General features: G+C 52.2%; 24 protein-coding genes and 1 tRNA gene. 9 read left to right on the forward strand and 16 right to left on the reverse strand.

Annotated features, from left to right (window positions below; translation table 11 throughout):
- Positions 1–5 precede the first annotated feature (5 nt).
- Positions 6–854 carry a pantoate--beta-alanine ligase gene (panC, locus tag ACCI49_RS10920; RefSeq protein WP_371839017.1) on the reverse strand — a complete coding sequence of 283 codons (849 nt, stop codon included), beginning with the start codon at positions 852–854 and terminating at the stop codon, positions 6–8.
- Between the two features lie 293 nt (positions 855–1,147).
- On the opposite strand from panC, the gene ACCI49_RS10925 reads away from it, so the two are divergent.
- From ACCI49_RS10925 to ACCI49_RS10950, 6 genes are all read left to right on the forward strand, one after another.
- Positions 1,148–1,840 carry a DUF6515 family protein gene (locus ACCI49_RS10925; protein WP_371838995.1) on the forward strand — a complete coding sequence of 231 codons (693 nt, stop codon included), beginning with the start codon at positions 1,148–1,150 and terminating at the stop codon, positions 1,838–1,840.
- 245 nt (positions 1,841–2,085) lie between these two features.
- On the forward strand, positions 2,086–4,008 hold the full coding sequence (speA, locus tag ACCI49_RS10930; protein ID WP_371838996.1) for a biosynthetic arginine decarboxylase: 1,923 nt from the start codon (positions 2,086–2,088) through the stop codon (positions 4,006–4,008).
- Between the two features lie 57 nt (positions 4,009–4,065).
- The gene (locus tag ACCI49_RS10935; protein ID WP_371838997.1) at positions 4,066–5,259 is read left to right on the forward strand and encodes a saccharopine dehydrogenase family protein; all 1,194 of its coding nucleotides are present in this window, start codon (positions 4,066–4,068) and stop codon (positions 5,257–5,259) included.
- A 73-nt stretch (positions 5,260–5,332) separates the two neighbouring features.
- A complete protein-coding gene (gene nspC / locus ACCI49_RS10940; RefSeq protein WP_371838998.1) occupies positions 5,333–6,526 on the forward strand; it encodes a carboxynorspermidine decarboxylase in 1,194 nt (397 codons plus the stop codon).
- Positions 6,527–6,598: 72 nt separating this feature from the next.
- Complete coding sequence (gene speB, locus ACCI49_RS10945; protein WP_371838999.1) at positions 6,599–7,468, forward strand: agmatinase; 870 nt, start codon at positions 6,599–6,601, stop codon at positions 7,466–7,468.
- Positions 7,469–7,576: 108 nt separating this feature from the next.
- A complete protein-coding gene (locus ACCI49_RS10950) occupies positions 7,577–8,254 on the forward strand; it encodes a DUF6515 family protein (RefSeq protein WP_371839000.1) in 678 nt (225 codons plus the stop codon).
- Here ACCI49_RS10950 and ACCI49_RS10955 read toward each other — a convergent pair.
- The 6 genes from ACCI49_RS10955 to rpsF form a co-directional block, all read right to left on the reverse strand.
- Positions 8,244–9,335 (reverse strand): winged helix-turn-helix domain-containing protein, encoded by a 1,092-nt coding sequence (locus tag ACCI49_RS10955; RefSeq protein WP_371839001.1) that lies wholly within the window; start codon positions 9,333–9,335, stop codon positions 8,244–8,246. The genes ACCI49_RS10950 and ACCI49_RS10955 overlap by 11 nt on opposite strands.
- Positions 9,336–9,372: 37 nt before the next feature.
- Entirely contained in the window at positions 9,373–10,815 is a 1,443-nt protein-coding gene (gene dnaB, locus ACCI49_RS10960) for a replicative DNA helicase (RefSeq protein ID WP_371839002.1), read from the reverse strand.
- Positions 10,816–10,922: 107 nt separating this feature from the next.
- A complete protein-coding gene (gene rplI / locus ACCI49_RS10965) occupies positions 10,923–11,369 on the reverse strand; it encodes a 50S ribosomal protein L9 (protein WP_371839003.1) in 447 nt (148 codons plus the stop codon).
- 37 nt (positions 11,370–11,406) lie between these two features.
- Complete coding sequence (locus tag ACCI49_RS10970; protein ID WP_371839004.1) at positions 11,407–12,249, reverse strand: hypothetical protein; 843 nt, start codon at positions 12,247–12,249, stop codon at positions 11,407–11,409.
- Positions 12,250–12,298: 49 nt separating this feature from the next.
- Complete coding sequence (rpsR, locus tag ACCI49_RS10975; protein WP_020411626.1) at positions 12,299–12,529, reverse strand: 30S ribosomal protein S18; 231 nt, start codon at positions 12,527–12,529, stop codon at positions 12,299–12,301.
- 12 nt (positions 12,530–12,541) lie between these two features.
- Entirely contained in the window at positions 12,542–12,985 is a 444-nt protein-coding gene (rpsF, locus tag ACCI49_RS10980) for a 30S ribosomal protein S6 (protein ID WP_371839005.1), read from the reverse strand.
- Between the two features lie 454 nt (positions 12,986–13,439).
- On the opposite strand from rpsF, the gene ACCI49_RS10985 reads away from it, so the two are divergent.
- Positions 13,440–14,270, forward strand: coding sequence for an alpha/beta fold hydrolase (locus ACCI49_RS10985; protein WP_371839006.1), 831 nt, complete (start codon positions 13,440–13,442; stop codon positions 14,268–14,270).
- Between the two features lie 584 nt (positions 14,271–14,854).
- Here the strand turns inward: ACCI49_RS10985 and ACCI49_RS10990 are convergent.
- From ACCI49_RS10990 to rnr, 6 genes are all read right to left on the reverse strand, one after another.
- A complete protein-coding gene (locus tag ACCI49_RS10990; protein WP_371839007.1) occupies positions 14,855–16,165 on the reverse strand; it encodes an outer membrane beta-barrel protein in 1,311 nt (436 codons plus the stop codon).
- Positions 16,166–16,217: 52 nt separating this feature from the next.
- The gene (locus tag ACCI49_RS10995) at positions 16,218–16,766 is read right to left on the reverse strand and encodes a hypothetical protein (RefSeq protein WP_371839008.1); all 549 of its coding nucleotides are present in this window, start codon (positions 16,764–16,766) and stop codon (positions 16,218–16,220) included.
- Positions 16,767–16,827: 61 nt separating this feature from the next.
- Positions 16,828–17,397, reverse strand: coding sequence for a hypothetical protein (locus ACCI49_RS11000; RefSeq protein WP_371839009.1), 570 nt, complete (start codon positions 17,395–17,397; stop codon positions 16,828–16,830).
- Positions 17,398–17,415: 18 nt separating this feature from the next.
- A complete protein-coding gene (locus ACCI49_RS11005; RefSeq protein ID WP_371839010.1) occupies positions 17,416–18,015 on the reverse strand; it encodes an RNA polymerase sigma factor in 600 nt (199 codons plus the stop codon).
- A 323-nt stretch (positions 18,016–18,338) separates the two neighbouring features.
- The gene (gene rlmB / locus ACCI49_RS11010; RefSeq protein WP_371839011.1) at positions 18,339–19,094 is read right to left on the reverse strand and encodes a 23S rRNA (guanosine(2251)-2'-O)-methyltransferase RlmB; all 756 of its coding nucleotides are present in this window, start codon (positions 19,092–19,094) and stop codon (positions 18,339–18,341) included.
- Between the two features lie 12 nt (positions 19,095–19,106).
- Positions 19,107–21,848, reverse strand: coding sequence for a ribonuclease R (rnr, locus tag ACCI49_RS11015; protein WP_371839012.1), 2,742 nt, complete (start codon positions 21,846–21,848; stop codon positions 19,107–19,109).
- A 243-nt stretch (positions 21,849–22,091) separates the two neighbouring features.
- Between rnr and ACCI49_RS11020 the strand changes: the two genes are divergently transcribed.
- A tRNA-Leu gene (locus ACCI49_RS11020) sits at positions 22,092–22,178 on the forward strand.
- A gap of 363 nt (positions 22,179–22,541) precedes the next feature.
- Positions 22,542–23,324, forward strand: a complete 783-nt coding sequence (locus tag ACCI49_RS11025; RefSeq protein ID WP_371839013.1) for a VWA domain-containing protein — start codon at positions 22,542–22,544, stop codon at positions 23,322–23,324.
- A gap of 463 nt (positions 23,325–23,787) precedes the next feature.
- Here ACCI49_RS11025 and ACCI49_RS11030 read toward each other — a convergent pair whose 3' ends face one another.
- The 3 genes from ACCI49_RS11030 to ACCI49_RS11040 form a co-directional block, all read right to left on the reverse strand.
- A complete protein-coding gene (locus tag ACCI49_RS11030; protein WP_371839014.1) occupies positions 23,788–23,952 on the reverse strand; it encodes a hypothetical protein in 165 nt (54 codons plus the stop codon).
- A 114-nt stretch (positions 23,953–24,066) separates the two neighbouring features.
- A complete protein-coding gene (locus ACCI49_RS11035) occupies positions 24,067–24,273 on the reverse strand; it encodes a hypothetical protein (RefSeq protein ID WP_371839015.1) in 207 nt (68 codons plus the stop codon).
- 401 nt (positions 24,274–24,674) lie between these two features.
- Positions 24,675–26,969 (reverse strand): hypothetical protein (locus tag ACCI49_RS11040; RefSeq protein ID WP_371839016.1); only part of this gene is annotated, 2,295 nt, incomplete at its 5' end.

The following is a 26,969-nucleotide window of genomic DNA, read 5'->3' on the forward strand; positions in this document are numbered from 1 at the left end:
CCCCTTCAGAGTTCCAGGGAAACGTTGTCAATCAGGCGCGCGGCACTAGTGTACATCGCTCCCAAAATCGTAATTTGTTTGTCGTCATCTGCAGCTGGCTGTAAGTCCTTGCTGTAACAGATGGAGAAATAATCGACGCGGAAACCACTGTCTTCGATACGCTTGCGCGCCTCTTCTTCAAGGACGGCAAACTCCCGACGCCCTGCAATTATCTCGTTTTTTGCCCAGTTCAGCGACTGATTCAGCACTGCCACCTTGGGCCGCTCGTCTGCGTTGATATAGCCATTGCGGGAACTCATTGCCAGGCCATCCGCTTCGCGGTGTACCGGAGCCGCGACAATTTCCACCGGCATACACAGATCCTCCACCATACGACGGATGACCGCCAGCTGTTGGAAATCCTTGATCCCAAATACCGCTTTATCAGGCTGCACAATATTGAACAGCTTGGAAACCACCGTGGTTACCCCTTCAAAGTGACCAGGGCGGCTAGCGCCACACAGCACATCGGTCATGGCTGGGCAAACCACGCGGGTCTGCTGATCCATACCATTGGGGTAAATCTCACTCTCATCCGGGTGAAACAGGAAGTCGCAATTGGCTTGGCGCAGTTTGGCCATATCCTGTTCCATTGTGCGCGGATACTTATCCCAGTCCTCGTTCAGGCCGAACTGCAGGCGATTGACAAAGATAGATACCACGACCAAGTCGCATTGTTGCTGGGCCATTTTGACCAGTTCAATATGGGCGTCGTGCAAATTGCCCATCGTAGGCACAAATCCGACGATCTTTCCGTCCCTGCGGGCGTTGGCCAGCGCCTCGCGCAGGCTTGCTACGTGGTGGAAGACTTGCATCTCTCTACCGCTCACTATGAACCAGCGCAGCATCATACTCGCTGCGACCAAGTGTCTCAACAAGGCAAAATCGCCGCTTCTCAGTGATTTCCCCGAGTGTACAACCCAATCCCCTCACAGAGAAATCTATGCGGGCTGGATCGCCAGTCCACCGCCTTCCCCCTTCCCTTCCTTTCGAAAGTGAGTGGGAACAGTTCAGGAAGTGTTCAGACCCACCAGGGCAAACTGCCCGCCAAGATATACAAAAGACCTCAAACGACATAAAAGAGCCATCCGGGCTCAGGAGTGCTGCCATGAGACATCTTGCGACTGCCATCGCTACTGTGGGCCTGCTGCTGATAGCAACCCCCGCTCTGTCCGAAGTTCATCGGGAACACCAACGTGCAATGGACCACGACAACCACAGGCAAGGGAGAGCTCAACGCGAGCAGCGTCACTTGGAGCGCGGGCACAAAAAGCATCACGACAAACATCACAATCGCCAACAGGAAAAGAAACGGCGCCGTCAGGAGCGCAAGAAGGAACAGCGCAGGCAGCACCGCCGTGAGGTTCGCCACGCCTACAACGACGGTTACAACAAAGGTTACAGGCAGGGGCACAGGAAAGGTCATAGGAAGGGACACAGGCATGAGCACCGCGCCGCACATAGGCCCCGCTATCGCCACGGCCACCGCGGACATCGCCCCCATCACCGTCCCGCACACTACGGTTACGGCTACCATTGGCGCCACCTGCCCACTAATTTTGTCAGCATCAGCTTTGGTGCAGCGGGTTTTTACTACAGTGAGGGCATTTTTTATCGCCCGGCCTCTCACGGCTATGTGGTAGCCCATGCGCCCCATGGAGCCATAGTACACAGCCTGCCAGCTTCAGCCCTCACCGTAGTGGTTGGCGGTCACAATTATTATGTGGCCTACGACACCTATTATCTGTGGGACGAGGCCCGGCGCGGTTACCGGGTAGTGCCGAACCCCGGCCTGCTCTGACTCTTTACCATCCCCCCACTCCCGCGGCCTTCGGGCCGCATTTTTTATCTCTCTTCCCTTCACCACTTCATCCATACCCGGGTACAGATTCCGGATTGTCACAACACGTCAATAGCACCCCGACAAACCGAATAGCGATTTAGTTGTGCAGAGGTTAAAAATAGCGTTTTTTTATCTATAGTTATTGCTTTCCGGCCCTGCTGGGCCCAAGATTCGCGCCCGCCAAATATCAACAGAAAGGCGCCATGAAAAAGCAACAAGTTAAAGATTGGACTTGCGAAGATTCGGCCGAACTCTACGGCATCCGCAACTGGGGCGCCGGATATTTCGATTTGAACGAAAACGGTGAAATCTCACTACAAGTCGACTCCCCCAATGGGGAGACCCACAACGTATCCTTGATGGAAATTGCCCGCGGTGCTACAGAGCGGGGCCTGGGCATGCCGCTTTTATTGCGTATCGAGAATTTGCTCGATGCGCAGATCGCGCGTATTAACGAATCCTTTGCCCGCGCTATCAATGATTGTGGCTATAGTAACGTGTTTCGTGGAGTCTTCCCGATCAAGGTGAATCAGCAATGCCAAGTGATTGAAGAGATCGCCAGTGCCGGCCGCCGCTTTAATCACGGCTTGGAGGCCGGCAGCAAGGCGGAGCTGATCGCAGCCCTATCCATTTTGGATAACACCGAATCCCTGATCATCTGTAACGGCTACAAGGACGAAGAGTTTATCAACCTCGGCCTACAAGCACAGCGTCTGGGTGTGCAGGTTTTTTTCGTAGTGGAAACCCCCTCAGAGGTAGAAACCATTATCCGCTGTGCCGAGCGCGAGCAGGTGCGCCCCAATATAGGCGCGCGGGTGAAGCTCGCCTCCAAGGTGGGCGGCTACTGGAACGCCACCAGCGGTGACCGCAGTATTTTCGGCCTGGGCAGTAATGACCTGATCGCCATGGTTGACCAGTTACGCAACCACGATATGCTCGACTGTCTCAAGCTGCTGCACTATCACTTGGGATCGCAAGTGCCGAATATCCGCGATATCCGCACCGGCGTGCTGGAAGCATGCCGCTACTACGCCGATCTAGTTGAAGAAGGCGCACCCATGGGGTATCTGGACCTGGGCGGTGGCCTGGCGGTGGATTACGATGGCAGCAAGACCAATTACACCCACTCCAAGAACTACTCCCTGGATGAGTACTGTGTGGATGTGGTGGAAGCCATTATGGGCACCCTCGATAGCGAGGGCGTCGCACACCCGGTGATTATCACCGAGTCCGGCCGTGCCACTGTGGCTTACTCCTCAGTGTTGCTATTCGATATCCTCGATACCACCCGCTTCGAACCGGTAGAGCTTGAGCACACCAAGATCAGCGATGGCGACCACCAGATGCTACTCAATCTGCAGGATGCGGTGCGTAGTATCACCCCCAAAAATCTGCAGGAAAGTTACAACGACGCGCTCTACTATCGCGATGAGGTGCGCTCTCTATACCTGCACGGACAGGTGAGCCTGCGAGAGCGCGCCAATGCGGAAAACCTGTTCCTGCAAGGAGCCCAGGAGATTCGCAAACTGCTCGACGAGGCTGAGGAAATTCCCGCAGACCTGCAAGCACTGCCAGAGGTGCTGTCGGATATCTACTACGCGAACGTAAGTGTATTCCAGTCGGTGCCGGATATCTGGGCTATCGACCAGGTATTTCCACTATTGCCAATCCACCGCCTGGACGAAGCGCCGACCCGCTCCGCCATCATCGCCGATATCACCTGCGACTGCGACGGCAAGATCGACCGCTTTATCGGCCGTGAAAAAGAGCAGAAAACCCTGCCTTTGCACGAACTGAAGGATGGCGAGGACTATATCCTCGGCACCTTCCTGATCGGTGCTTACCAGGAAACCCTGGGAGACCTGCACAACCTGTTTGGCGATACCAATGTAGTGAGTGTACGTATCCAGGAAGACGGCAGTATCGACTTCAGCCACGAGATTCACGGAGACAGTATTTCCGACGTACTGAGTTACGTAGAATACCAACCCAAAGCGCTGTTCGAACGCTTCCGTCGCCTGGCGGAGCGCGCCGTCAAACAGGGGCTGATTACAGCCGCCCAGCGCAAGCAGATTTTGCAAACCTATACCGCCAGCATGAGCGGTTACACCTACTTTGAGAAATAAGGCCCAACGCCTTTGAGAAAATAGCGGCGAGAAAAGCTGCAGTTTAAGGAGATCTTTATGGCCAACGTACTGATCATCGGCGCCGGCGGCGTCGGCCAGGTGGTTGCACACAAGTGCGCCCAGGTTGAGGAAGTGTTTGAAAATATCACTCTCGCCAGCCGCACCAAGAGTAAGTGTGACAAGATTGCAGCGATGCTGCCACGGAAAATCGATACTGCCGAAGTGGACGCGGACAACGTACCTGAGTTGGTCAAACTGATCGAGAAAGTGAAGCCGGATATGGTCATCAATGTGGCCCTGCCCTACCAGGATCTACACATCATGGATGCCTGCCTGGAAACCGGCGTGCACTACCTGGACACCGCCAACTACGAGCCGCCGGAAGAGGCCAAGTTCGAGTACAAATGGCAGTGGGCCTACCAGGAAAAGTTCAAAAAGGCCGGCCTGATGGCACTGCTGGGCAGCGGTTTCGATCCAGGCGTCACCAGCGTATTCACTGCCTACGCCAAGAAACACCACTTCGATCGTATCCACACGCTGGATATTCTCGACTGCAACGCCGGCGACCACGGCCTGCCGTTTGCCACCAACTTTAACCCGGAAATTAATATCCGTGAGATCACCGCTAACGGTCGCTACTGGGAAAATGGCCAGTGGGTAACCACTGAGCCGATGGAAGAGAAGCGTGTCTTCAACTTCCCCGAAGGCATTGGCGATAAGGACATCTACCTTTTGTACCACGAAGAGCTGGAGTCTCTTTCCAAGCACTTCCCGGAAATCGAGCGCGCACGTTTTTGGATGACCTTTGGTGAGAGCTACCTGAAGCACCTGGAAGTACTGCAAAATATCGGCATGACCGGCATTGAACCAGTGGAGTTCCAGGGCCAGGAAATCATACCTATTCAATTCCTCAAAGCCATGTTGCCGGACCCCGCCAGCCTGGGCCCACTGACCAAAGGCAAGACCTGCATTGGCAATATTATCCGCGGCTCCAAAGACGGCGAAGAAAAGATCTACTACGTCTACAACACCTGCGACCATCAGGATTGCTACAAAGAGGTACAGTCCCAGGCGATCTCTTACACTACCGGTGTACCCGCCATGATCGGTGCCAAGATGATGATGGAAGGCAAGTGGATGAAGCCGGGCGTGTGGAATATGGAGCAGATGGACCCGGACCCCTTTATGGACGACCTGAACAAGTACGGCTTGCCCTGGAAGGAAACCTGGTTAGACAAGCCCTTCCAGTAACAGCGCACTTTTTGCATACTCCTTGGGATGGGCCCCTTCGCCCATCCCGCCGCATCAGGAAATAACGCCCCCCATGGACCTCACTCCCCGCGTAGATTATTTCGGCAGCTTTGACCCCTACCGCGTACCCTCGCCCTGTTTTGTCATTGATGAAATCGCCTTGCGCGATAACCTGGCGGTGCTCGCCGAAGTGCAGAAACGCAGCGGCGCCAAGGTGCTGGCCGCCCTTAAGGCATTCTCCATGTACAGTACCGGCCATATCGTGGCTGAATATCTATCCGGCACCTGTGCCAGTGGCCTGTATGAAGCCAAACTCGGCTTTGAGGAATATGGTGGTCGTGACCAAGGAAAAGAAGTACATGTGTTCAGTGCGGGCTATAAGGATGAGGAACTGCACGAGATACTGCAGTTCGCCCACCATGTAATCTTCAACTCCTTCTCCCAGTGGAAGCGCTATCGAGAGCTGTGCCTGGATATACAAAAGCAGCGCCCGGAATTGCGCTTCGGCCTGCGCATTAATCCGGAACACTCCGAGGGCCACACCGATCTCTACGATCCCTGTGCGCCCTGCTCACGCCTAGGTATTGTGCGTTCACTGTTTGAAGAGGAGTCCCTGGTAGGCATCAGCGGCCTGCACTTCCATACCCTGTGCGAACAGGACTTCAAGCCGCTGCAGCGCACTATCGCTGCGGTAGAAGAGAAATTTGGCGACCTCATTCCCCAGATGGAGTGGATCAATTTCGGTGGCGGCCACCATATCACCCGCCGAGACTACCAAGTAGAAGAGCTGGTGGAGGCCGTGCGAGCCTTCGCCGATAAATACCGTGTACAGGTCTATCTGGAGCCCGGCGAAGCTATTTCCCTATTCTCCGGCATCCTAGTCTCCGAGATAGTAGACACCGGTTGGAACGGACAAAACCAAGCCATCCTCGATGCCTCTGCCACCTGTCATATGCCGGATGTCTTGGAGATGCCCTACCGCCCCGAGATCACCGGCGCCTCACGCCCCGGCGAGCTGCCCCACACCTACCGCTTGGGTGGGCAAAGCTGCCTGGCCGGGGACAGTATTGGCGAGTACAGCTTCCACAATCCACTCAGGGTCGGGGAGCGCTTGGTTTTCGAGGAGATGGCCTACTACACCATGGTGAAAACCAATACCTTCAATGGCATCCCCTTACCCGCCATTGCCCTGTGGAATTCAGATACTGACGACTTGAAAATGATTAAAACCTTCGGCTATGAGGACTTTAAGGGGCGTCTCTCCTGAGCTCGAGCCGATCGAGATTGAGATGCGGTGGATCACACCAATCAGGCCCCGCCGCCAGAGGAACTACACAAAATGTCAGAAAACGATTACCCCATTTTTCTCGGCTCCGAAATCGAGCAGCCGAAGCCGGAAGACGCCCTTTTTCATATCATCCCTATTCCCTATGAAGAGACCGTCTCCTACGGCGGCGGCACCGGCAAGGGCCCGGCAGCCATCCTGGAAGCCTCCTGGCAGCTGGAGACTTTCGACAATTTCTCCAACCCCTGTGACCTGGGCATTTACACCCGCTCGCCGGTCTCGGTTTCCGGCCCTGCCGAGCAGGTAATGGACAATATCGCCGCAGCCACCAAAGAGGTGCTGGCACTGGGCAAGATACCGGTGGGTATCGGCGGTGAGCACTCGGTGACCTGGGGCATTATCAAAGGCCTGCTGGATGCCGGTGAAACCGACTTCGGCGTGGTACAGATCGATGCCCACGCCGACCTGCGCGATCGCTACGAGGGTCACAAACACAGCCACGCCAGTGTTATGCGCCTGGTAGTGGAAGCCGGCGTGCCCCTTTTTCAGCTGGGAATCCGCGCCTATTGCGAAGAGGAAGTGCAGGCGCGCAAGGACTACAACGTGGGCTACCTGGATGCCCACCAACTAGTGCCCAACAACCTTCAGGAATTCCAGTTACCGGAGGATTTCCCCAGGAAAGTCTTCTTTACCCTAGACGTCGACGGTATGGACCCATCGGTCTTCCCCTCTACCGGCACTCCGGTACCCGGTGGTCTCGGTTGGTACCAGACTCTAAACTTGTTCGAATCGGTGGCGCATCAGAGAGAGATAATTGGCTTCGATCTGCTGGAATTTGCGCCGATCGAGGGCTTCCACGCCTATGATTTCGCTGCTGCACAACTGATGTACAAGCTGATGGGTATTATCCAGCGCAATCGCTGACCAGGGCTCCACTCCAGCACTTTGACATTTCTTAACCAATTACGCTGTCTTAAGTGACAGAATAAGGGTTAGTATGTCGATGTGAGTAATCACTTCGCTGGAGAGACTGTGAATAAACTGAATGTCGTACTCGGCGCCAGTGCGTTCCTGGCACTGGCCGCTTTTGCCTTTAGCCCCTCAGCCGACGCACGTGGCTACGAGCGTGGGGGGGATCACCGCTATCATTCCCGCCATCACCATCGTGGGGGTGGCTACTATCGTGGGCCCAGGGTGTCCATCGGATTTATCGCACCGGTACTACCCAGAAATCATGTGCGTGTCGCCGTAGGCGGACACCCCTATTATTACCATGGCGGACACTTCTATCGCCACGGCCCAAGGGGTTATGTGGTGGTTAATGCCCCGCTGGGTGCTTCAGTAGTAACACTGCCAACCAGTGCTGTGCGAGTTCAAGTGGGGGGCGTGACCTACTACAGATATGCTGATGCCTATTACCAGTGGGTTCCAGCCAACCGCACCTATGTGGTGGTGGCGCCACCAACTCCCGTCGCTGTAGTACCAGCTCCAGTGGTAGCAGCCCCGGCAGCGGCTCCCGCTCCGACCACGGTTCCCGACACCCCGAATCCGGGCCCGGACGGTTTTCAGCCTGGCCAGGTGGTGGAGACCCTACCTACAGGTTACGCTGCCGAGACCATTAATGGGATCCAGTACTACCGCTATGGCGGCAACTATTTTATGCCAACCCAGCGCGATGGCCGCGAAGTTTACGTAGTGGTCAAGCTGTAAGCGCCGTTTCGCTTTCCAACCCGTGAAAGCGGGCAAACTGCCCCAGAGCCCGGTGATAACTCGCCTCGAGCGAAGCACCGGGCTTTTCTGTCCAGTGCTGGGCCTCTACCCGCAGCACCCCCGCTTCTCTGTCAGCCTTCAGGTCAACGAGCCCCACAAATCGGTCTCCGTATAAAATCGGCAGGCAGAAATAGCCGTAGCGGCGCTTAGCCGCCGGTACATAGCACTCCAGCTGGTAATCAAAACCAAACAGGCGGCGCAAGCGCTTGCGCTGTAATATCAAAGGATCGAAAGGCGATAAAAGTCGCACCTTGCGCGATGGTCGCCCCAGGCTCTGCTCCAGCTGTTCGGTCAGCACCAGCTCTTTACCATGGGGCGTCAGCTCTCCAGTTGCCAGCATGCTTTCTGCTGCCAGCTGAATAAAAGGTTTATCTTCCCGACGTAGGTAGGCAATTTCCTCGATACGACCAATGCCTTGGCAGCCCAGAAAAGTGCGCACCAGATGGCTGCCGTATTCCAACTTCGAAGCGGCGCGGGTCGTTGTATTTGCCGGCAGTATCCGCTCCGGGAGATCGAAAACTTTTTGGAAACCCTCGCGGTGGCTAACCATCAGCTCACCCTCATGAAACAACTGCTCTAAGGCTTTCTTCTCGTCGGACCACTCCCACCAACCACTCTTGGTGCGCACAAAATCACTGGCCCGCAAAGCGCCTTCCTCACGCACACGATTAAGCACGTAGCGACACAACTTGGCGTTTTTCTCAAACCAGTGACGCTGGCCGGCGCGGATACGATCCATACGTACCCGCGCATAGGGATAGTGGGCCATTGGCAGATAGGCAGCAGCGTGAGACCAGTACTCGAAAATCTCACGACGCTGTTCCGCTTCAGCCAGATGTGATTCGCGGTAACGAGGCAGGCGATTGTAAAGCTGGTGGTGGTGGGCCCGGGTAATTCGCTGGATGGCATCCAGCTGTAATGCGCCCAGGTGTTGCAACAATCCCGGCAGCCCCTCGGTCCAGGGGCTGTGGATAAATTGGCGCTGTAGCACCAGTGCGCGGATCTTTTGCTCGGATAACAAGGGAGCCTCTATATAATTCCGAATCTAACGGAAGGACTTACTCGCCCTGATAGTATTCCGCTGCCAGGTTATCGAAGCGAGTATATTTACCGACAAAGGCCGCGCGGCAGGTGCCAATTTCACCGTTACGTTGCTTGCCGATAATCAGTTCGGCCATGCCCTTATCCGGGCTGTCCTCGTTGTAATATTCATCGCGGTAGATAAACAGGATCACGTCTGCGTCCTGCTCAATCGCTCCCGATTCCCGCAGGTCCGAGTTCATCGGCCGCTTGTTGGGGCGCTGTTCCACTCCCCGGTTTAGCTGCGACAGGGCAATCACCGGGCACTCATATTCCTTTGCCAAAGCCTTGAGAGAGCGGGAAATCTCGGAGATTTCCTGGGTACGGCCCTCAGTAGAGCCCTTCACCTGCATCAGCTGCAGGTAGTCCACCATAATCATGGCAGGCATACTCTTGGCTTCGGCATCCTCGCGACTCAGTTTGGGGTTCTCGCGCATCAATTTGTTGATGTGATCGCGCACAGTGCGCTTGGTGCGCGCGCGCACCTCGCTGGGACTGAGTGCGGGGGTATCGTCGATATACAGGGCTTTGCCCTTCATCTTTTGTACTGCGCTGGAAAGCTTGGGCCAATCCTCTTCCTGCAGTTTGCCGTTCCTGATTCGTCCCTGGTCGATACGACCGATAGAGGACAGCATCCGCATCACCAAGCTATCCGAGGGCATCTCCATACTGAAGATTAGGGTTGGGCGCTCCTGCAGCAACATGGCGCTTTCAATAAAGTTCAGCGCCAGCGCAGTCTTACCCATAGAAGGACGCGCGGCAAGGATAACCAGTTCACCCGGTTGCCAGCCGGAGGTGCGCTGGTCCAATTCAGTGAGACCGGTGCTGAGGCCAGTGATATCGCCCTCGGTCTTGAACAACTCGTCGATACGCTCGACAGTCTTCTTCAGCAGGGTGTCCACACCGACAAAGCCGCCATCTTTCGCGCGCCCCTCGGCAATTTCCGCCACGCGGCGTTCAGCCATCTGCAACAGGTCGGTAGAGGCCAGGCCGCCGGGATTAAAGCTGGTGCGGCTGATCTCACCGGCAGCGGCGATCAGCTGGCGTAGCATGGAGCGCTCGCGCACTATCTTGGCGTAGGCGACAATGTTTGCTGCAGAGGGGGTATTCTCGGCCAATTCCGCCAGATAGGCGGGGCCGCCAACTTCGCCAAGCAGGTCGCGGCTGGCAAGGCCTTCGGCAAGAGTAACGATATCCAGCGGCTGCTCGCCATTACTCAGCTCGCCCATCACCGCAAAAATCTTGCGGTGGCTGGCACTAAAGAAGTCCTCTTCACTCAGCTGCTCGGCAACCGCATCGATACGGCCTGGGTCCAACATCAGACCACCCAGTACGGACTGCTCCGCCTCTACCGAGTGCGGTAGCGGTGAACTCTCGTCACTGTGGATCTCTTCTTCAGGATTGGCGTATTCGTCGATCATTGGACTTTATTGGATACCAGAAACAAAACAGGCGCTGACTCCAAGGGAGCAGCGCCCGATTGTAGCGCGGCTGGCGCCACAGGCACCAACTGCTTGTCGACAAAACCTTATTCGGCTTCGATAACGACTTTAACTACAGCAGTCACGTCAGAGTGCAGTTGTACGTCTACTTCGTACTCGCCCACTTCACGCAGGGCGCCTTCCGGCAACTTCACTTCTGCCTTGGCTACTTCAACGCCACCAGCGGTGATCGCTTCAGCAATATCACGGGTACCAACAGAACCGAACAGTTTGCCTTCGTCACCGGCATTGGCGGCGATGGTTACAGCCAGGTCGGCCAGCTTGGTAGCCCGGCTTTCAGCTTCAGCCAGCTTAGCGGCTGCAGCGGCTTCCAATTCAGCACGCTTGGCTTCGAACTCAGCAACATTGGCTGCGGTAGCCGGAATTGCCTTACCAGTTGGCAGCAGGAAGTTGCGGCCAAAACCGGCTTTAACTTCAACGCGGTCACCCACGTTGCCCAGTTTGCCTACTTTATCGAGCAGAATAACTTCCATCTCGGTTTCCTCAATTTCTGTATTGTGCGGTGCGCGCCTAAGGTGCAGAGCGCCCGCGAATATCTATCCAGCTATCTACCAAAGCCAGGCCGCACAGGAAGCCTGCCAGCGGCAACCCCCCAACGACCAGCATCACATACATCGCCACCAGGGGCCCCACCCCCCAACCGCGACTGGCAACCAGCCAATGAATCAGGGCGATACCGGCGACCACCATGGGAAAAGCAATCACCGCTCCCCAAAATGCATAACCGGGAGTTACCAAGCTGACCACCCACAGCAACATACTTGTCGCTGCCAGCCATAGGGGCAAGCGCAGCTGGTGAAACTCCTGGCGAAAACCGCCGGGATTATACAGCAGAGCCTGCCAGTAGCGTCCCAGTACCAGAGCCAGCGTAGCACTCATTGCCGATATCAGGCTCAGGTAACCGGTGATCTGTATTTCACTCGAAAATATCTGCTTCAGCTCGTCCATTGGAACAGTGTTGGGCTGTTCCGCGGCTCTCTCGACCGCCTGCAAAAACCCTTGCAGAAGCCCTCCACTGAAGACAGAGGTCAGCAATATGCCTACTGCCGATGCCGCCGTTACAGCCACCAGGCCAGCGACCCAGGAGCGACTGCTGCGCAATGCCATTGCGCCACAAAAGACTGCGGCAAAATGACCTGCGGATATCCCAGTCACCAATGGAGGTACGTGACCACTCATACCCATAACGACTATCGGTAACAGTGCCCACGCCAAAACCATCAGGCCATCACTGCCACCGCGACGCAAACTCACTAGAGCGAGGATCGCCGGGCTTATCAGCGGTATCCCCAACATGGTAAGGATTACCGCCCTGACGCGCCCGCGCATAATAAACTCAGCTACGGCGCGCATAGTTAGATAGCTTCTCTATTAATATTAATGAGTCTAAGCAAACTGCGGCTTAGGCTTCGTGGCTGTCCGTGTACGGCAGCAGGGCCAGGTAGCGAGCGCGCTTGACTGCAGTGGCCAGCTGGCGCTGATACTTGGCTTTGGTACCGGTAATACGGCTCGGAACAATCTTACCAGTCTCAGAGATGTAGGCTTTCAGGGTATCGAGATCTTTGTAGTCGATACGCTTTACACCTTCAGCGGTGAAACGGCAGAACTTGCGACGACGGAAAAAACGTGCCATCTGATAATCCCCTTACTCTTCGCTTTCAGCGTTATCGGAAGAAGCTTCCGCGGCGTCGGAAGAAGGCTTTTCTTCCTCGGTGCGCTCGCGGCGCTCGGTGCGCTCTGCACGGGCGGCCTTACGCTCACGGCTCTCTTTTTCCGCTTTCATGATCGGGCTCTCGTCAGAGATCGCCTCGTCTTCACGGATTACCAGATTACGGATAACCGCATCGTTGTAACGGAAGTTGGTGGTCAGCTCTTCCAAAGCCTCTTCGGTGCACTCAACATTCATCAGAATGTAATGGGCTTTGTGGATCTTATTGATCGGATAAGCCAGACGGCGACGGCCCCAGTCTTCCAGACGGTGAACTTCACCGCCAGTGTCTTTGATGGCAGCTGAGTAGCGCTCCACCATGCCTGGTACCTGCTCGCTCTGGTCCGGGTGAACCAGGAATACAATTTCGTAATGACGCATTTTAGCTCCTTACGGGTTAATCAGCCTCCCGGACGGTCCGGTAAGGCAAGGAGTACAACGGGCGCGGGAATACTGAGCCCGTTGCGGGCGGCGTATTCTAGGCAGTTGCGGGATTGGTTGCAAGTTGATCAATTACCCTAGAGCAGTGCCTTCGCTAATCCGGTTGCAAGTTGATCGATTACTCTAAGGGCAGTGCCCCCGCCAGCCCGGTTGCAAGTTGATCAATTGCCCTAGAGCAGTGCCTTCGACAGTCCGGTTGCAAGTTAACCAATTACCCCAGAACAGTGCCTTCGATAATCCAATTACCAGTTGATCACCTACTGCCGAGAAAAGCGGTGCAATTGGGTTAAGGGGCCGTATTTGTGTAGATTGAGCCACCAAAGTGCGTAGTCTGGTCATGGGCTTGCGCCTACGGAATGACATAATATTGCCACTCTCTGAACTGAGAAGTGCCATGCACCAGGAAATCCTTGATCTAGACTTTGGCGCCTTCCAGGTACCGGTCACCACCGTTCGCAACGCCTCAGGCCCCCTCGCTCTGGTTGTTCCCGCAATGGGTATCCCAGCCAATCGCTACCGCCGTCTTTTAGAAGAGTTACAGCAACTAGGTTACAGCACCGCAATTACGGAGCTGCCCGGGACCGGTGAGAGCCTGCCTCGTCCCAGTCGCAATGCGGACTACGGCTACAATGACCTAGTATTTTCCTTTTTCCCGCAATTGTTGGCGCTGTTGGAAAAACCATTCCCCGGCGGCCCCGCCCTTATCCTGGGCCACAGTATTGGCGGCCAGGCCAGCACCTTGGCTGCACGCGCGGGCCTGACCGGCAACGCAAAGGTGGTAACCATCGCCGCCGGGCATGTCGATTATCGCAGCTGGCAAGGCCGGCAACGCTATGCTCTGCTGGCTTTAGCCGCAGTTGCGAGCGTCACCTCCAGCCTATTGGGTTATTTTCCCGGTGCCCGTGTGGGTTTTGGTTGGCGCGAGGCGCGCAGGCTAATGAAAGACTGGTCCAGTGCCATTTTTAATGGTCGCTTCGCACCGGAAAAAACATTTGGCGAGCGCCAACCGACTAAACAACCTAGCCTGCATATCGCCCTGACCGGCGACCCATTTGCCCCTGTACAGGCCACGCGCAAGCTGGCCTCAATTGTTGGTGGCGAAACCCGCGAGTTGACTACTGGCCACCTCAAAGGTAACCCCCACCTCTCCTGGATCAAAAACCCGCGCCCGATAATCGCCACCGTGGACAGCTGGATGAATCAGCCACCCGTCGCCTCCCCATAAAGAATTACCCCTCTTGGCGCCAGTCAAGAACTTCGAATTATTTACTCGCGCCTAACTACCAAATTCCAAAGATTAAGAAGACGGGGACAGTATGCCATCCGGGATTATTTCAAGCTGATCTGGGCTCGGAGCAACCCCACTGGGAGTAGGATCAACAATGATGATGGCAAAAGCAGCCTACAACTACGGTGCAAGAAATTATTACGATCCGGATCACCTTCACTAAAGAACCATTCATTATTCGGGCTCGCTCCAATGTTTCCTTGAGTAAACTAAGAAACGGCGAGAACGTATTCGCAGCGACATAAAAAAGTCGTTACCAAAGGGCGTGCGTCTAGCGGCTCCATAGCTGGCCGAAAATATCCAAGAAAAGCATCAGCAGTGGAAGCTATGCAAAGGAAAACTGGACGATAGCCATCTCAACAAGAAAATAGAAAAGGCTCAAAACTTCATCTACGTCTTGAGCGACAAATGCATAACCGCATTAACTGAAAATATGATTATTGACAAGCATTTAGGGAGCCCACTATCATTTTCTTCCTCAATCAGAAAATTCCATTCTAAAAACTTATTGTGAATGAATCTTAAAAGGTATAACCAATACCAAAACTGAATTCGCCCTTATCGTAAGTATATACATTCCGATTTTCATCGTTATCAATATGCTGGTACTTTCCACTAACGCTAAACTTGGGAGTCACCCTATATTTTGCTCCCATCCAGGATCTGAAACGATCGGACTCTCTTCGATAGTTCTCGACATTACCATCATTATCAGTAATACGGTTATTTTCGTTGTAAAAGCTACGCCGATACTCCACCCCGGTAGATAAATTCCACTTTGGGCTGAATTTCCAGTCTAGTGTACCACTCAAGGTATGGCGGGCCGGTGAATAACTGTAGTAATCACCCGCGGATTTTTCCTGGCCTTCCCGGTCATTATCATCATATCGATAAAATAATTTGGTCTCGACTGAAAATAGTGGCCGCTGCCAACCCAATTCGAATCGCTGACGCCAACCTTCCAGGTAAGCATACTCCTCTCCACCAAAATAGTAGCCAGGGCTATAAGCGACTGTGATCTGGGCTCGCCCCCAATTGCGTGTGGCCCTGCTGAGAATTTGTGCCTGCTGACTTACAGATTCGCCACCCAGAGTGACCAACTCAGCGGCAAGCCCCAGCTCTGTATTCCAGCTACCCCACCGGCGATCGTGTGATAATGCCGTGCGTACACTGGCTAGATCCAGGTTTTCATATTCCTTGTATTTGCGACCGAACCCATAACCATGCACTCGCCAACCGTTATTCACTTTTCCACTGAGACGGTATTGCCCCCAAGCAAACAGTTCAGCGAAACTATCCGCACCGATCGAGGAGTCTGACAGCAGCTCATTTTGTAGTGCGTAAGCATTATCATCGTGCCCGGCACTCAGACTGAGCATTGCCAGCCAGGGCTTACTATCTTCGCCACGATTCCCCTCCGCCAGTAAACGTAAACGGCGGTCGGCCATATCCCGAAGATTTTCCGAAGCCGCATTAGTACGTACAAATCGGTAATGCTTAGCCGCGGCCAATTCACGATTTCCCAGCTCTGCAGCCAGAGCCAGATTGTAGCGTGCCAGATCGCGCCACCGAGGGGTATTCAGTAAACCGTGAAAATAAAGGGTGGCCTCGGAAAAGCGCTCAAGCTTCATCAAGGTGACACCGATATTATATCTGAGCTTCGCGGAATTGTTGCCTGATTCCCGCTCGGCTTCAAAACTCTTCAACGCCTTTCGATATTTTCCCTGCTTAAATGCCTCGGTACCTTCACTAAATGAGTCCCCAGCCATTAACGCTACAGGCGAGAAAGCCATCAGCACGAACAACGCTATATCAGTCAACCAATTCCGCACAGCAAATCACCTCCCTATTACCCTTACATGGACTCTATATTTGCACTGGCAATTAAGTCTCTGGAGCCTCTGGAAAATTCTCCTGAGCACGATCAAAAATAGAGTCAAAGTCCACTGTAATTTGCTCCCGAATATCCTCAGGCAAACTACCGAGGATATCTTGCATCATTTGTTCAATAACTCCCTGTATCTCCGCACCAGACAGCGCACTTTTCACTGCCTCCTCAATATTTTCTCGCGCAGCTTCCGCTGTGCGTAACGCTTCTTCCCTGGCAGCCTCAGCAGAGAGTCGTGCATTAGTCGCCATCTCCTGATGACGTGCCAGGGCATCTCTCATCATGGCTTCAATCTCTGCACTATTCTCCCCACCTCCTTCCTGTGCGGCAGCAACCGCTGCCATTACTGCAGCCATGGTCTCTTCGGCAATCGCCTGCATATCCGGGGGTAACTCAATATTATTGACTACGTCAATTACATCCTCGGTCTCCTCGACCACAGATAGAGTAACCTCCAAATCCTGCGGCACTTCCTGCCCCACCGCTGGTACAAAACCCAATACTCCCGCAGCAATTCCTGCCGCCAACAATCCCTGTTTCCACATTACTCGATTACCTCCATGTTTTGACATAGTTACGATCAAACTTCCGATGTGTGCAAAAGGTCTACAAGCGGATTACCGGCTGACGTAGACGCTTGCTCAATCCCCGATACTCCACTTCAATCAGGATTTCTCCCTCTTTGGCACTTTCGAGCATTTCTACTGGCAGTGTCAGGCGGTTATTTCCTAGGGAAATATCAGCCCTCCACTGCAATACTTGAGTGTCTGCATAACCATCGAGTCGTACATTGTCCGGTAGGGTTACGCGAATGGTGGCGCCTAACATTTGCTGGCCACTATGTAATAGAAAAACTACCGGCTGTACCTCCCTGCCCTCACTGGGCCACTGATTCTGAACCACACTAGCAGTCGGTGGTTTGGATACAATCAGAGCTAATGACATCGCAATACCTAATGCCAATAGTAATCCGGCCGCCAATGCAAAACGTCTTGTCATTCCACCTGAAAATATTTGCACACCCATCTGATTATTAAGCTCTGTGCGACGCTTTCGCATTACTGAGCTGAGTAACCTGGCTTCCAGATCAGGTCCAGGCTCAGCAATAGGCATCAGCCGTAATTGCCGCTTCAGCTTGGCATCAGATAAATATTTGGTAGAATCTGTTTTCTGCATTGGCCTTTCCTTTGTTTATTAACACGGATGGCTCTCACAAATGGTTCCCTCAATAATTATTTTTTTGAGCTTTTTATGCGCCCTATGCAGGCGGGACTTCACTGTACCAACATTGATATCCAAAATTTCTGCCACCTCAATGGTGGTGTAACCCTCCACATCGTGTAACAGGATCGCATCGCGCCAGCCAGGCTCAAGCATCATTAATGCTCGATTCAGGGAGCGGTGAAGATCGAGCAGAGTAAAAGTCTCCGTTTCAACTGGATTTTCAAATTCAACTTCCTGCCAATCGACATCATCATTTATTGGCGAAGATTGACGCCTGCGATAGAGATCCACATAACGGTGATAAAGCACCTTAATTAACCAAGGGCCAAGGTTCTGTACTTTTTCAAGATCTAAAGATTTTTCCAATAAGCTCGCCAATACATCCTGCACCAAATCTTCAGCCTCCTCTCGACTTCGGGTCCAGCGGTAAGCCATACGATACAATTTTCGAATATGAGGATGTATAAGCTTAATGAAGCGCGTTTCATTGGACCGCCTTCGAAAATATATTTTTGACCAGGCGTACAAACCATACCTCCCAGATATCCTGTGAAAAGTATCAGCTGCCATCTGCAGACCAATGCCCAATGAAATCCACTTAGAGGCAATTACATTTGCGGTGTTGCTGTGAGATGTAATCTAGCAGTGATAATTCTGGGCGCAGAAGAAGAGGAAAATTACGAGTGAAGTGCTGCGACGGGAAGAGGATCCGGACAACATTATTGGCCTGAATCCTGAAATTATTGAATTTACTAAAAATAGGGAAGGAAAGAATACACTGCGCTCGGGACCGTATGAGGCATGGATGCCGATTACGAGCTTACAGGGATGTATTCACAGCGCGTATCGAGTGCAGTGTATTCTTTCTGACCCTGTAGTAAGTGGCTGTAAAACTAACTGCTGCGCTGGCGCACTGCCTCGAACAAGCAGACACCGGTAGCAACAGATACATTTAGGCTGCTAACCTCACCCGCCATGGGAATCTTAATCAGGTGATCGCAGTGTTCACGTGTCAGCCTGCGCAAGCCACTACCTTCGGCTCCCATTACCAGAGCCAGCGCACCAGTCAACTGGCTCTGGTAGAGCTCCTGTGTAGCTTCACCGGCCGCACCAAAAATCCATACACCAGCTTGCTGTAACTGTTGAAGAGTACGCGCAAGATTGGTGACGGTAATAAATGGCAGCACCTCCGCGGCGCCACAGGCCACCTTTCTGGCAGTAGGTGTCAGCCCGGCCGACTTATCCTTGGGAGCAATTACCGCATGGACGCCGGCTGCCTCTGCAGAGCGCAAACAAGCTCCCAGGTTATGTGGGTCGGTTACGCCATCCAGTATTAACAGGAAAGGCGCTTCGCCCTTTTGGGCCAGTTGCTCGAGTATCCCCAGCAGGAACTTCTCATCGTGGACTTTGGTTTTACCAATGCATAGCGCAATAACGCCCTGGTGATTTGCGCCTTCCTCTGCCTTTTCGTCCAGAGTGCGGCGATCGACATAGCGCAGTGCGATATCATTCTTTTCCGCCTGTTGGATAATCTTTTGCAGGCGCTGGTCCTTGCGCCCACGCAACAACATTAGTTCCCGCACATTCTGAGGGGAACCTTTTAACAGTGCCTGCACCGCATGCAGGCCATAGACCAATTCGTGACTCAATTTATTCCTCTATCAATGTTTCTTTTTACTGTTAGAAGAAAGCTTTTTCTTCTTTTTCATTTTACCGGCGCGGGTCTTGGCTTTTTCGGCTTTCTGCGCCGCTTTGCGTGCAGCTACTGCCGGACGCTTTCCGCCCTTGCGTGGTGGGGTACGTTTAGTTCCTCTACGCTTTGCCTGAGTATCGTTTTTTTGCTGGTCCGCGTCTTTGTTACTCAGTTTTTTCTTGGCAGGGGGTGATTTCTGCGCAGTGGATTCCTTAACAGGTACAGCTTCTTTAGAACCAACTTTGCGTTTACGAAAAGGCGTCGACTCCGCCGAGGTTTCCGTGTGCTTGGCCCAGGGGCTACCAGCTAATTTACGGCTCACACTCTTTTTCTGCTGCCCACGGCGCTCCCGTTCCAACTGATGCTCCACCGCCATTTCCATAGCACGAGCACTGACTCGAGTCGTCTCGGATTTATCCCGCCGTACTTTATCTCTCTTGAGACGCGGCACCAGCTCCTCAAGAATAAAATCAACTTTCCGCTCCTCCAAATCGACTCTTGCCACCTGTACGGTGACTGAGTCGCCGAGGTGGTAACGCTTACCGCTACGTTCGCCGATCAGCCTCTGATGTGCCTGTTCAAAGCGGTAATAATCTTTGGGCAGTGCGGTAACATGAATCAGCCCCTCCACATACAGGTCGTCCAGCTCAACAAACAAACCAAAACCCGTCACTGCACTGATCACCCCCGGGTAAATTTCTCCCACATGATCTTGCAAATATTCACACTTGAGCCAGCTAACCACATCGCGGGTAGCATCGTCGGCGCGCCGCTCTGTCATTGAGCACTGCTCGCCAAGCTGTAACATCGCTGGCATATCGTAGGGAAGGATATTTTGCCGATCGATGGGTTTGGCGCCAGGCACCGCATGGACTTTTTTCGTCACGGCGCGCTCATTGGCGCTGCCATTGCGGATTAACCAGCGTAATGCGCGGTGTAATAACAGGTCAGGATAGCGGCGAATCGGCGAAGTAAAGTGTGCGTAGGCACGATAATCCAGGCCAAAGTGGCCGCGATTTTCCGGTTGGTACACCGCCTGGTTCATGGAGCGTAACAGCATCACCTGGATAATGTGCGCGTCGGCCCGCCCTTCGACTTGCTCCAGTAGCGCCTGAAAATCCCCTGGTTGGGGCTCAGTACCACCGGGCAGTCGCAGACCCAACTCGCCCAGGTATTCACGCAGATTGCTAAGTTTTTCCTCCTTGGGAGCGTCGTGCACACGATAGAGTGACGGCAATCCCGACAATTCCATCAGGTTTGCAGCACAGACATTCGCCGCCAGCATGCACTCCTCGATCAGTTTGTGGGCATCGTTGCGCACAACAGGCACTATGCGTTCAATCTTACGATTGCTATCAAAAAGAATACGGGTCTCTGTGGTCTCGAAATCGATAGCACCACGGCGATCGCGGGCGCCACGCAGCGCCAGATACAGATCGTGCAGGTTATCCAGGTGTGGGGTTAGCTGGGCAAGCTGCTTGCGCATACCACTGTTTCGGTTATCTCGCTCCTCTATTATCTGCCCAACCTGTGTATAAGTGAGGCGCGCATGGCTACGCATTACCCCCTCGAAAAAACGGTAATCAAGGATTTCACCGGCGCGATCAATATGCATCTCACACACCATGCACAAACGATCTACCATCGGGTTGAGTGAACAGAGTCCATTAGAGAGCTTTTCCGGCAACATCGGCACAACAAAATCGGGGAAATATACTGAGTTGCCACGACTATGGGCCTCTTCATCCAAGGCCGATCCTGGACGCACGTAGTGGGAAACATCTGCAATAGCTACCAGTAATTTCCAGCTATTGTCCGATAGCAATTCGCAATAGACTGCATCATCAAAATCCCTGGCATCTTCGCCATCAATGGTCAACAGAGGCAACTGCCGCAAGTCCACTCGTGCCTTCTTGTCACATTCCAAAACCTCCTCAGCAATGGAATCCACCTCTGTCTGAAGGACTCCCGGCCAAGTATGGGGAATACCGTAATTGCGAATTGCGACGTCAATCTCCATGCCCGGTGCCAAATGATCACCGAGCACCTCAATCACCTCACCCTGGGGTACACGGTCACGTCCTGGCTGGGTAATGATCTTCACCACCACATATTGACCGTGTTCAGTGCCGTCGGCATCTTCTGCCGCCACCATAATATCGAGATTAATGCGGGGGTTATCGGGCCGCACGAAGCAAATACCATTCTCCCGATAGAAGCGTCCAGCCAGTTGCTCGGTGTTGTGCTTGATAACCCTTACTACTGCGCCCTCACGCTTACCGCGAAAACCGCCGGGCGTCTCTCGCACCAGCACTTCATCACCGTCAAATACCTTTCGCATCTGGCGGTGAGACAGGAATAAATCAGTTCCGCCATCGCCGGGGATAACAAAACCAAAGCCATCTCGGTGACCGATTACGCGGCCGCGAACCAGGCTCATTTTATCCAGTACGCCAAAATCACCGGCGCGATTGCTGGCAATTTGACCGTCGCGGGACATGGCTATCAGGCGCCGGCGCACCCCCTCGCGCTGGTCTTCATCCTGCAACTCTAATAAATCTGCAACAAACTCCCAGGGCACAGGGCCTGCCTGCTGCTCCAATAGCTGCAGCAGGAATTCACGACTTGGAACAGGCTTTTCATATTTCTCCGCCTCACGCCGGGCATGGGGGTCAGCACTGAGGGGCTCTAAGATATTTTTTTTTGTCAAAACAGCATCCGTTATTGAGGTAACCGCCAACTATAGGCGGTATCCGGAGTGTATCCGGTCATAGGCAGGCGGCAGAGATAGAGCATAATTGATCAGGGTTTCGCCGCTATTGCACGTATTATAAGCGATTTAGCTGTATTTCCCGACCTCTAGGGTGAATGTTGAAATAAGCGCAACGAAACCATTGACAGCCCCAATCCAGATCTCTATAGTTCGCGTCCTCAACGGAGCACACGTTGATTTGCCCAGGTGGCGGAATTGGTAGACGCGCTAGCTTCAGGTGCTAGTGACCTTACGGTCGTGGAGGTTCAAGTCCTCTCCTGGGCACCATAACTCTCTTACAAATCAATGAGTTATGGTGAATTTGGTGCAAAGATGTGGCACCTCTAAAACTCTCATCTCACCCCCTTAAATCACTCTTCCCAAGCTACTTAAAACCAGAAATTTGCCCTCCATAGACTAGAAATCCGTACCCCCCTACTCTCTAAAAATCGTTTTAATTCAATGAGTTAGAGATCTTACAAACAGGATAAACAAGTCAAAAGAAACAAACAGGGATACAAAGGTAAAGAACAAAAAAAGAGCAGCAGTTGTGCATTTGACGACAAAACTTGTTTTGCACTTTAGTAATAACTAGATTGCGCTCGCTCAAGATAATTCTGAGCTACAAAAATTAAAAAAGGCGTCTTTTCAATGAAATTCAATAAAATCATACATATGATGCTTGCTATTCCCTGCTTAATTGCAGCTAGCAATTTATCGTTTGCTCAAGTAAACAATTTGGATGACAGAACTTATATTGCCATCGGCTTAGATTCGTCTGGTGGTGTTTCAGATGTTGAATGGTCTGCGATAACTGGCACCGCTATTAATCTCATTAATAATGGTAGTATCAGCGGTGACGATGTCTGGTGGACTGTAAGTACTTTCAGCGAAAGTGTTAATAACATACATAGTCTTGACAATGACCAAACAAGGTCAACGGTCATTAATGCGATTGCAGGTATTACTTCTACTCACGAGGAGGAGGGGTTTACTCACACAGATACGTGGATAGAATCGGTACTCGAGGAGTTTGAGCTGCAGCAGGAGTCTGATCTGCAAGCCGGTCTAAAAGGTCAGCCGCAAAGGATCGCAATACTCTTCACGGATGGTTACCCCTGCGAGTATCCGGGAGCTGTGAATGGATGGTGGCAAAATGGGGCAATCAAAGCCCATATTGACCCCAGTATGCCGTACTTCGCAGCACCTGCTCCCCCCCACTGCCCTTTTGATTTGAGCTTTTTACGCGAGAGTTTAGAGGAATCTGAAACTCGGCTAATTGTTGTAATGCTTGATGAACAGAATAACTTTTGGAATATAGGAACTGATTATTCACCACTACTCCAGGATTTTGAGGCTGATTATTTTGATTTTTACCCACATGAAGTGGATAACTGGCTAATTCAGAAACGAATCATCGAGTTTTTGCCCTAGCGACTTTACAGCTACCCTGCCTCTGGATTGCTATTAGCTAGATACCCGGTTGTGTATTAGCAATCCAGAGTTGGGATACAAACATAAAGAACAAAAAAAGAGCAAAGGGAGGCGAGATATAGCGCCCCTACCCTTGATGCTTAAAAATTTTGGAGCAACTGATTGGTACAAATGGCAACCAAAAATCCATGCCAAATCAAACTTAAATATTGTCCAAACTTTTTATTTTAAGTAACGTTCAATTCCACATACGATTTGACCGGTCAGCGCCAATGAAACTCGGTGTGCGCTTCGGGACGATCGATTTAGTGTTACCCCATAAAGATAAGGATATACATCATGCAAGTAGAGACTGATATTAAGGCCGGCCCTGAAGCTCAGATTGACATATGTTCAAGCGGCTGCGAGGCAGATGATTCATGCCACTAAGGCTTTGAAAGTTGGCTATCTCGCTATAGCCAACCTACTCAACTCTGCTACCTTCGGGGCTGCGATCCTGACTAGGTTCATGCGGCCCCCATTGCAGCAGCAGCTGACCACCTGCGTTACTGAGCTGCAGTGACAGCCACAGATCACGACGCTGGTGTTTCTTTGGGCTCTTGAATAGCCAAATTAGTAAACGTTTCATAGCGATAAGCTCCTGTAAATTTATCGCTATGATATATTTGCCAGGCAGGGCCATGGGAACTGAGCGGTAGCATTCAGAGGTGCTCTGAATACCGACTTTACTGGGATTGATACCCTACTCCTCTGCAGCTAAGCACTCAGCCAGCGGTAGCGTATTTAACAAGTGCTCGGCCTGTTCCCGGTTAAACAGCTTGATGCGCGGTGGCGCGTCGGTGCAATCACAGTCCGGAGTATCGCCATTGGTGTCTTTGAAATTGGCCACACGGCAGCGGGTACAGAACCAGCCGCTGCCGAAATTTACCACGTCAAAAACGGCGTGCACTTGGTCGCCTTCACCATAAAATAGGGCCTCGCCGAGTTCCCGCGCTTGTAACCACCATATACTATCTCCCGTACACCCTGGTGCAAATCTGGTGCAATATATTGCTACTAGCTGCAAACCGCTGACAATCACAAAGGGAAACAAACCTCAAATATTTAACAAAATCAATGAATTGGAACCACCTGGCGCTCATAGTCTCTCTTAGAAAAACTGGCCCAATGTCCTCTCCTGGGTACCAATTTCAAAAAGACTGACTCGCAAGAGTCGGCCTTTTTTCGTTATCGGGGTTGTCCATTACAGATAGCACGCCCTCACCTCACATAGTATTTCCCCTAAATCAAAAACCGGCTCATTTGAGCCGGTTTTTGATTAGTACAATTCTGCAAGAAATCATTTAGCATTTAGCCCCCAGCATTATTTGAAGCCATTACCTCCTGCTCACGCATATCGATAGTGATATCCTCCCCAGCTTCCAACATTGCATCAAAGTCTGGGTGCTCTTCTTCTGCTCCAGAAAAACCCTCCGCAGGTGACAACTCACCGGATCTGAGACGCATTTCAGGAGAGTTCACCGCATCAACACCACTACTATAAGGTTTCACCGCACTGAAGATAGCCGGATCAACCAGGGTAAAGTCTTCCACTCCATTTTGCACGGCAGAGCGCAGCCCTTGGGCCGCTTGTGCACCAGCGATAGATTGCAGCTCATCACCCTTGCTGGTGAAATTAGGCACTTGACCGATAAATTCCGGCTCATAGTAAGAGACAGATACAATTTCTACGCTTCCATTCGCATCCATACGTAGCGGGGTCAGCTCACTACCAATAATGCTCCAAAGTTGCGTATCTGTACCTAAGGAGATACTACCCGCAGTTATATGAGTATCGCCATAGGTTTCAGCAGTAAGTACTCCAAAGCCCGCACTTGCCAACTGAACATTACCCCTACCCGCGTTAATCTCATCAATTATCAAATCCTCTTGGGCAAGCACTGTTATATCTATATTCGGCCCCGATGTGGATATAGCGAGAACATTAACATCTGTTTCAATATTCACATCCCCACTAGCGACAATATCTGCACGATTTGCCTTGAGAACTCCACCAATTGTTTCACTTGCGCTGCTAACCACACTGATATCGCCATTACCATCATAGCCAAGGCGCATACCATTAGCGTGGAATACCAGTCCTGCACCACTATTATTAAACGCACTGGAATAATCACCGCCATTTACAAAATCAAAACTCAAATCCGTTTCCAAAGAAATACTATCGGCAGTGTTATCAAGGAACTCAAAGTCAGTGAATTGGAAGTTACCTACGCTATTGCCGGCTGAATAGATTTGCCATGTATCCCCTGCGAGGTTGTACTGGAAGGAATCATTCCCACCACCTCCATAGAGCTCAACCTGCTGGCCACTTTCAGCATCTACCTGCACATAATCGTCACCTTCGCCAAGCGAAATTCTATCGATGACTGCATTTGAGAGAATTACAGTATCATCTCCCGCGCCGCTATCTATTGCAGTAAGTTCACCACCAGTAAGATTAAATGTATCGGCTCCACTACCTGCGTATATAAACTCAATACCGCTAAACAAAAGCGACTCTCTACCGCTGGTTACAGTATTTTTTGAAGCAGTAATATCCCATTTAGCGTCAATATCAGCTCCATAAACTGAATCTTCACCTGCCCCAGCAGTAAGGCTTTCCAAGTCTGCAAAAGTCACCCCTGCAACTGTCATGGTATCGAGGCTACTGAAAACATAGTTACTGCCAACATCTTGGCCGACATAAATACCAGCACCTTGAACAAGCTCTAAGTTATCAAACGCAACTGTAATATTATTCACTGTAGCCTCAGCAGCATTTTTCTCTAATGAGCTTCCGCTAATGCTAGAAGTCCAGGTAGCTCCATCTGCAATAACAGTGTCATTTCCACCAGCAGCATCAAGGATCTTCAAACCAGTAAATTTAATTCCCGCTACGCTAATATCCCCCTCAGAGGAAAGCGCAAATTGATCTGCACCTTCAGTGCCGATCAATTTATCAGCCCCTTCATAGCCAATGACTTCATTGACCCCGCTAAAGGCTATACCTGCAGACTCAAGTCCCGTTTCAGTTAATTCAAATGTGTCATCTTCGTCGGTACCAAATAGTTGCGCGTCAGTGGTTTCAACCATGTCAATTCCTGTAAATTGAACATCATTGACTGCCAACTCGCCATCTACGCCACCAAGCTGCCACGCTGTTGCATCACTTATGACCTTATCCCCAGAGCCAATACCAGCTGAAACCTGAGAGACGGAGCTAAATGTAATTCCACGGACAATCATTGCTTGCCCCGATTTACTTAACTCAAATATATCGGCTCGGTCATTAGTTGCCGCATCAACAGCTACCTTATCAGCAGAAACTTTTTCGACCCCCGAGAACTCGATATCAGCGAGTGTAATATCACCATCATTGCTTCCTAAAACCCAGCTCTCACCGCTAAGGCTGTCAGTGCCGACAATTGTGTCCGATGCGCCTGAGGCGGAAACGCTCAGAAGCCCGAAAAACTCCATGTTATCGACCTTCACCAGTAAAGCGTCGCCGCTCTTACTAATGGTGTATTTGTCGCTGTCTTCGTTCTGACTGCCAGTCAGGATACCGCTGCCCCCGCTCAGGGCGTTGGCGCCGCTGATGGTGAC

Source organism: Microbulbifer epialgicus (genome assembly GCF_041447265.1).
Classification (GTDB): domain Bacteria; phylum Pseudomonadota; class Gammaproteobacteria; order Pseudomonadales; family Cellvibrionaceae; genus Microbulbifer; species Microbulbifer epialgicus.

Coding starts and splice junctions, on each gene's coding strand:
- panC (WP_371839017.1), bottom strand. CDS start 854: ATGCAAGTCTTCCACCACGTAGCAAGCCTGCGCGAGGCGCTGGCCAAC.
- ACCI49_RS10925 (WP_371838995.1), top strand. CDS start 1,148: ATGAGACATCTTGCGACTGCCATCGCTACTGTGGGCCTGCTGCTGATA.
- speA (WP_371838996.1), top strand. CDS start 2,086: ATGAAAAAGCAACAAGTTAAAGATTGGACTTGCGAAGATTCGGCCGAA.
- ACCI49_RS10935 (WP_371838997.1), top strand. CDS start 4,066: ATGGCCAACGTACTGATCATCGGCGCCGGCGGCGTCGGCCAGGTGGTT.
- nspC (WP_371838998.1), top strand. CDS start 5,333: ATGGACCTCACTCCCCGCGTAGATTATTTCGGCAGCTTTGACCCCTAC.
- speB (WP_371838999.1), top strand. CDS start 6,599: ATGTCAGAAAACGATTACCCCATTTTTCTCGGCTCCGAAATCGAGCAG.
- dnaB (WP_371839002.1), bottom strand. CDS start 10,815: ATGATCGACGAATACGCCAATCCTGAAGAAGAGATCCACAGTGACGAG.
- rplI (WP_371839003.1), bottom strand. CDS start 11,369: ATGGAAGTTATTCTGCTCGATAAAGTAGGCAAACTGGGCAACGTGGGT.
- ACCI49_RS10970 (WP_371839004.1), bottom strand. CDS start 12,249: ATGCGCGCCGTAGCTGAGTTTATTATGCGCGGGCGCGTCAGGGCGGTA.
- rpsR (WP_020411626.1), bottom strand. CDS start 12,529: ATGGCACGTTTTTTCCGTCGTCGCAAGTTCTGCCGTTTCACCGCTGAA.
- rpsF (WP_371839005.1), bottom strand. CDS start 12,985: ATGCGTCATTACGAAATTGTATTCCTGGTTCACCCGGACCAGAGCGAG.
- ACCI49_RS10985 (WP_371839006.1), top strand. CDS start 13,440: ATGCACCAGGAAATCCTTGATCTAGACTTTGGCGCCTTCCAGGTACCG.
- ACCI49_RS10995 (WP_371839008.1), bottom strand. CDS start 16,766: ATGTGGAAACAGGGATTGTTGGCGGCAGGAATTGCTGCGGGAGTATTG.
- ACCI49_RS11000 (WP_371839009.1), bottom strand. CDS start 17,397: ATGCAGAAAACAGATTCTACCAAATATTTATCTGATGCCAAGCTGAAG.
- ACCI49_RS11005 (WP_371839010.1), bottom strand. CDS start 18,015: ATGGCAGCTGATACTTTTCACAGGATATCTGGGAGGTATGGTTTGTAC.
- ACCI49_RS11025 (WP_371839013.1), top strand. CDS start 22,542: ATGAAATTCAATAAAATCATACATATGATGCTTGCTATTCCCTGCTTA.
- ACCI49_RS11030 (WP_371839014.1), bottom strand. CDS start 23,952: ATGAAACGTTTACTAATTTGGCTATTCAAGAGCCCAAAGAAACACCAG.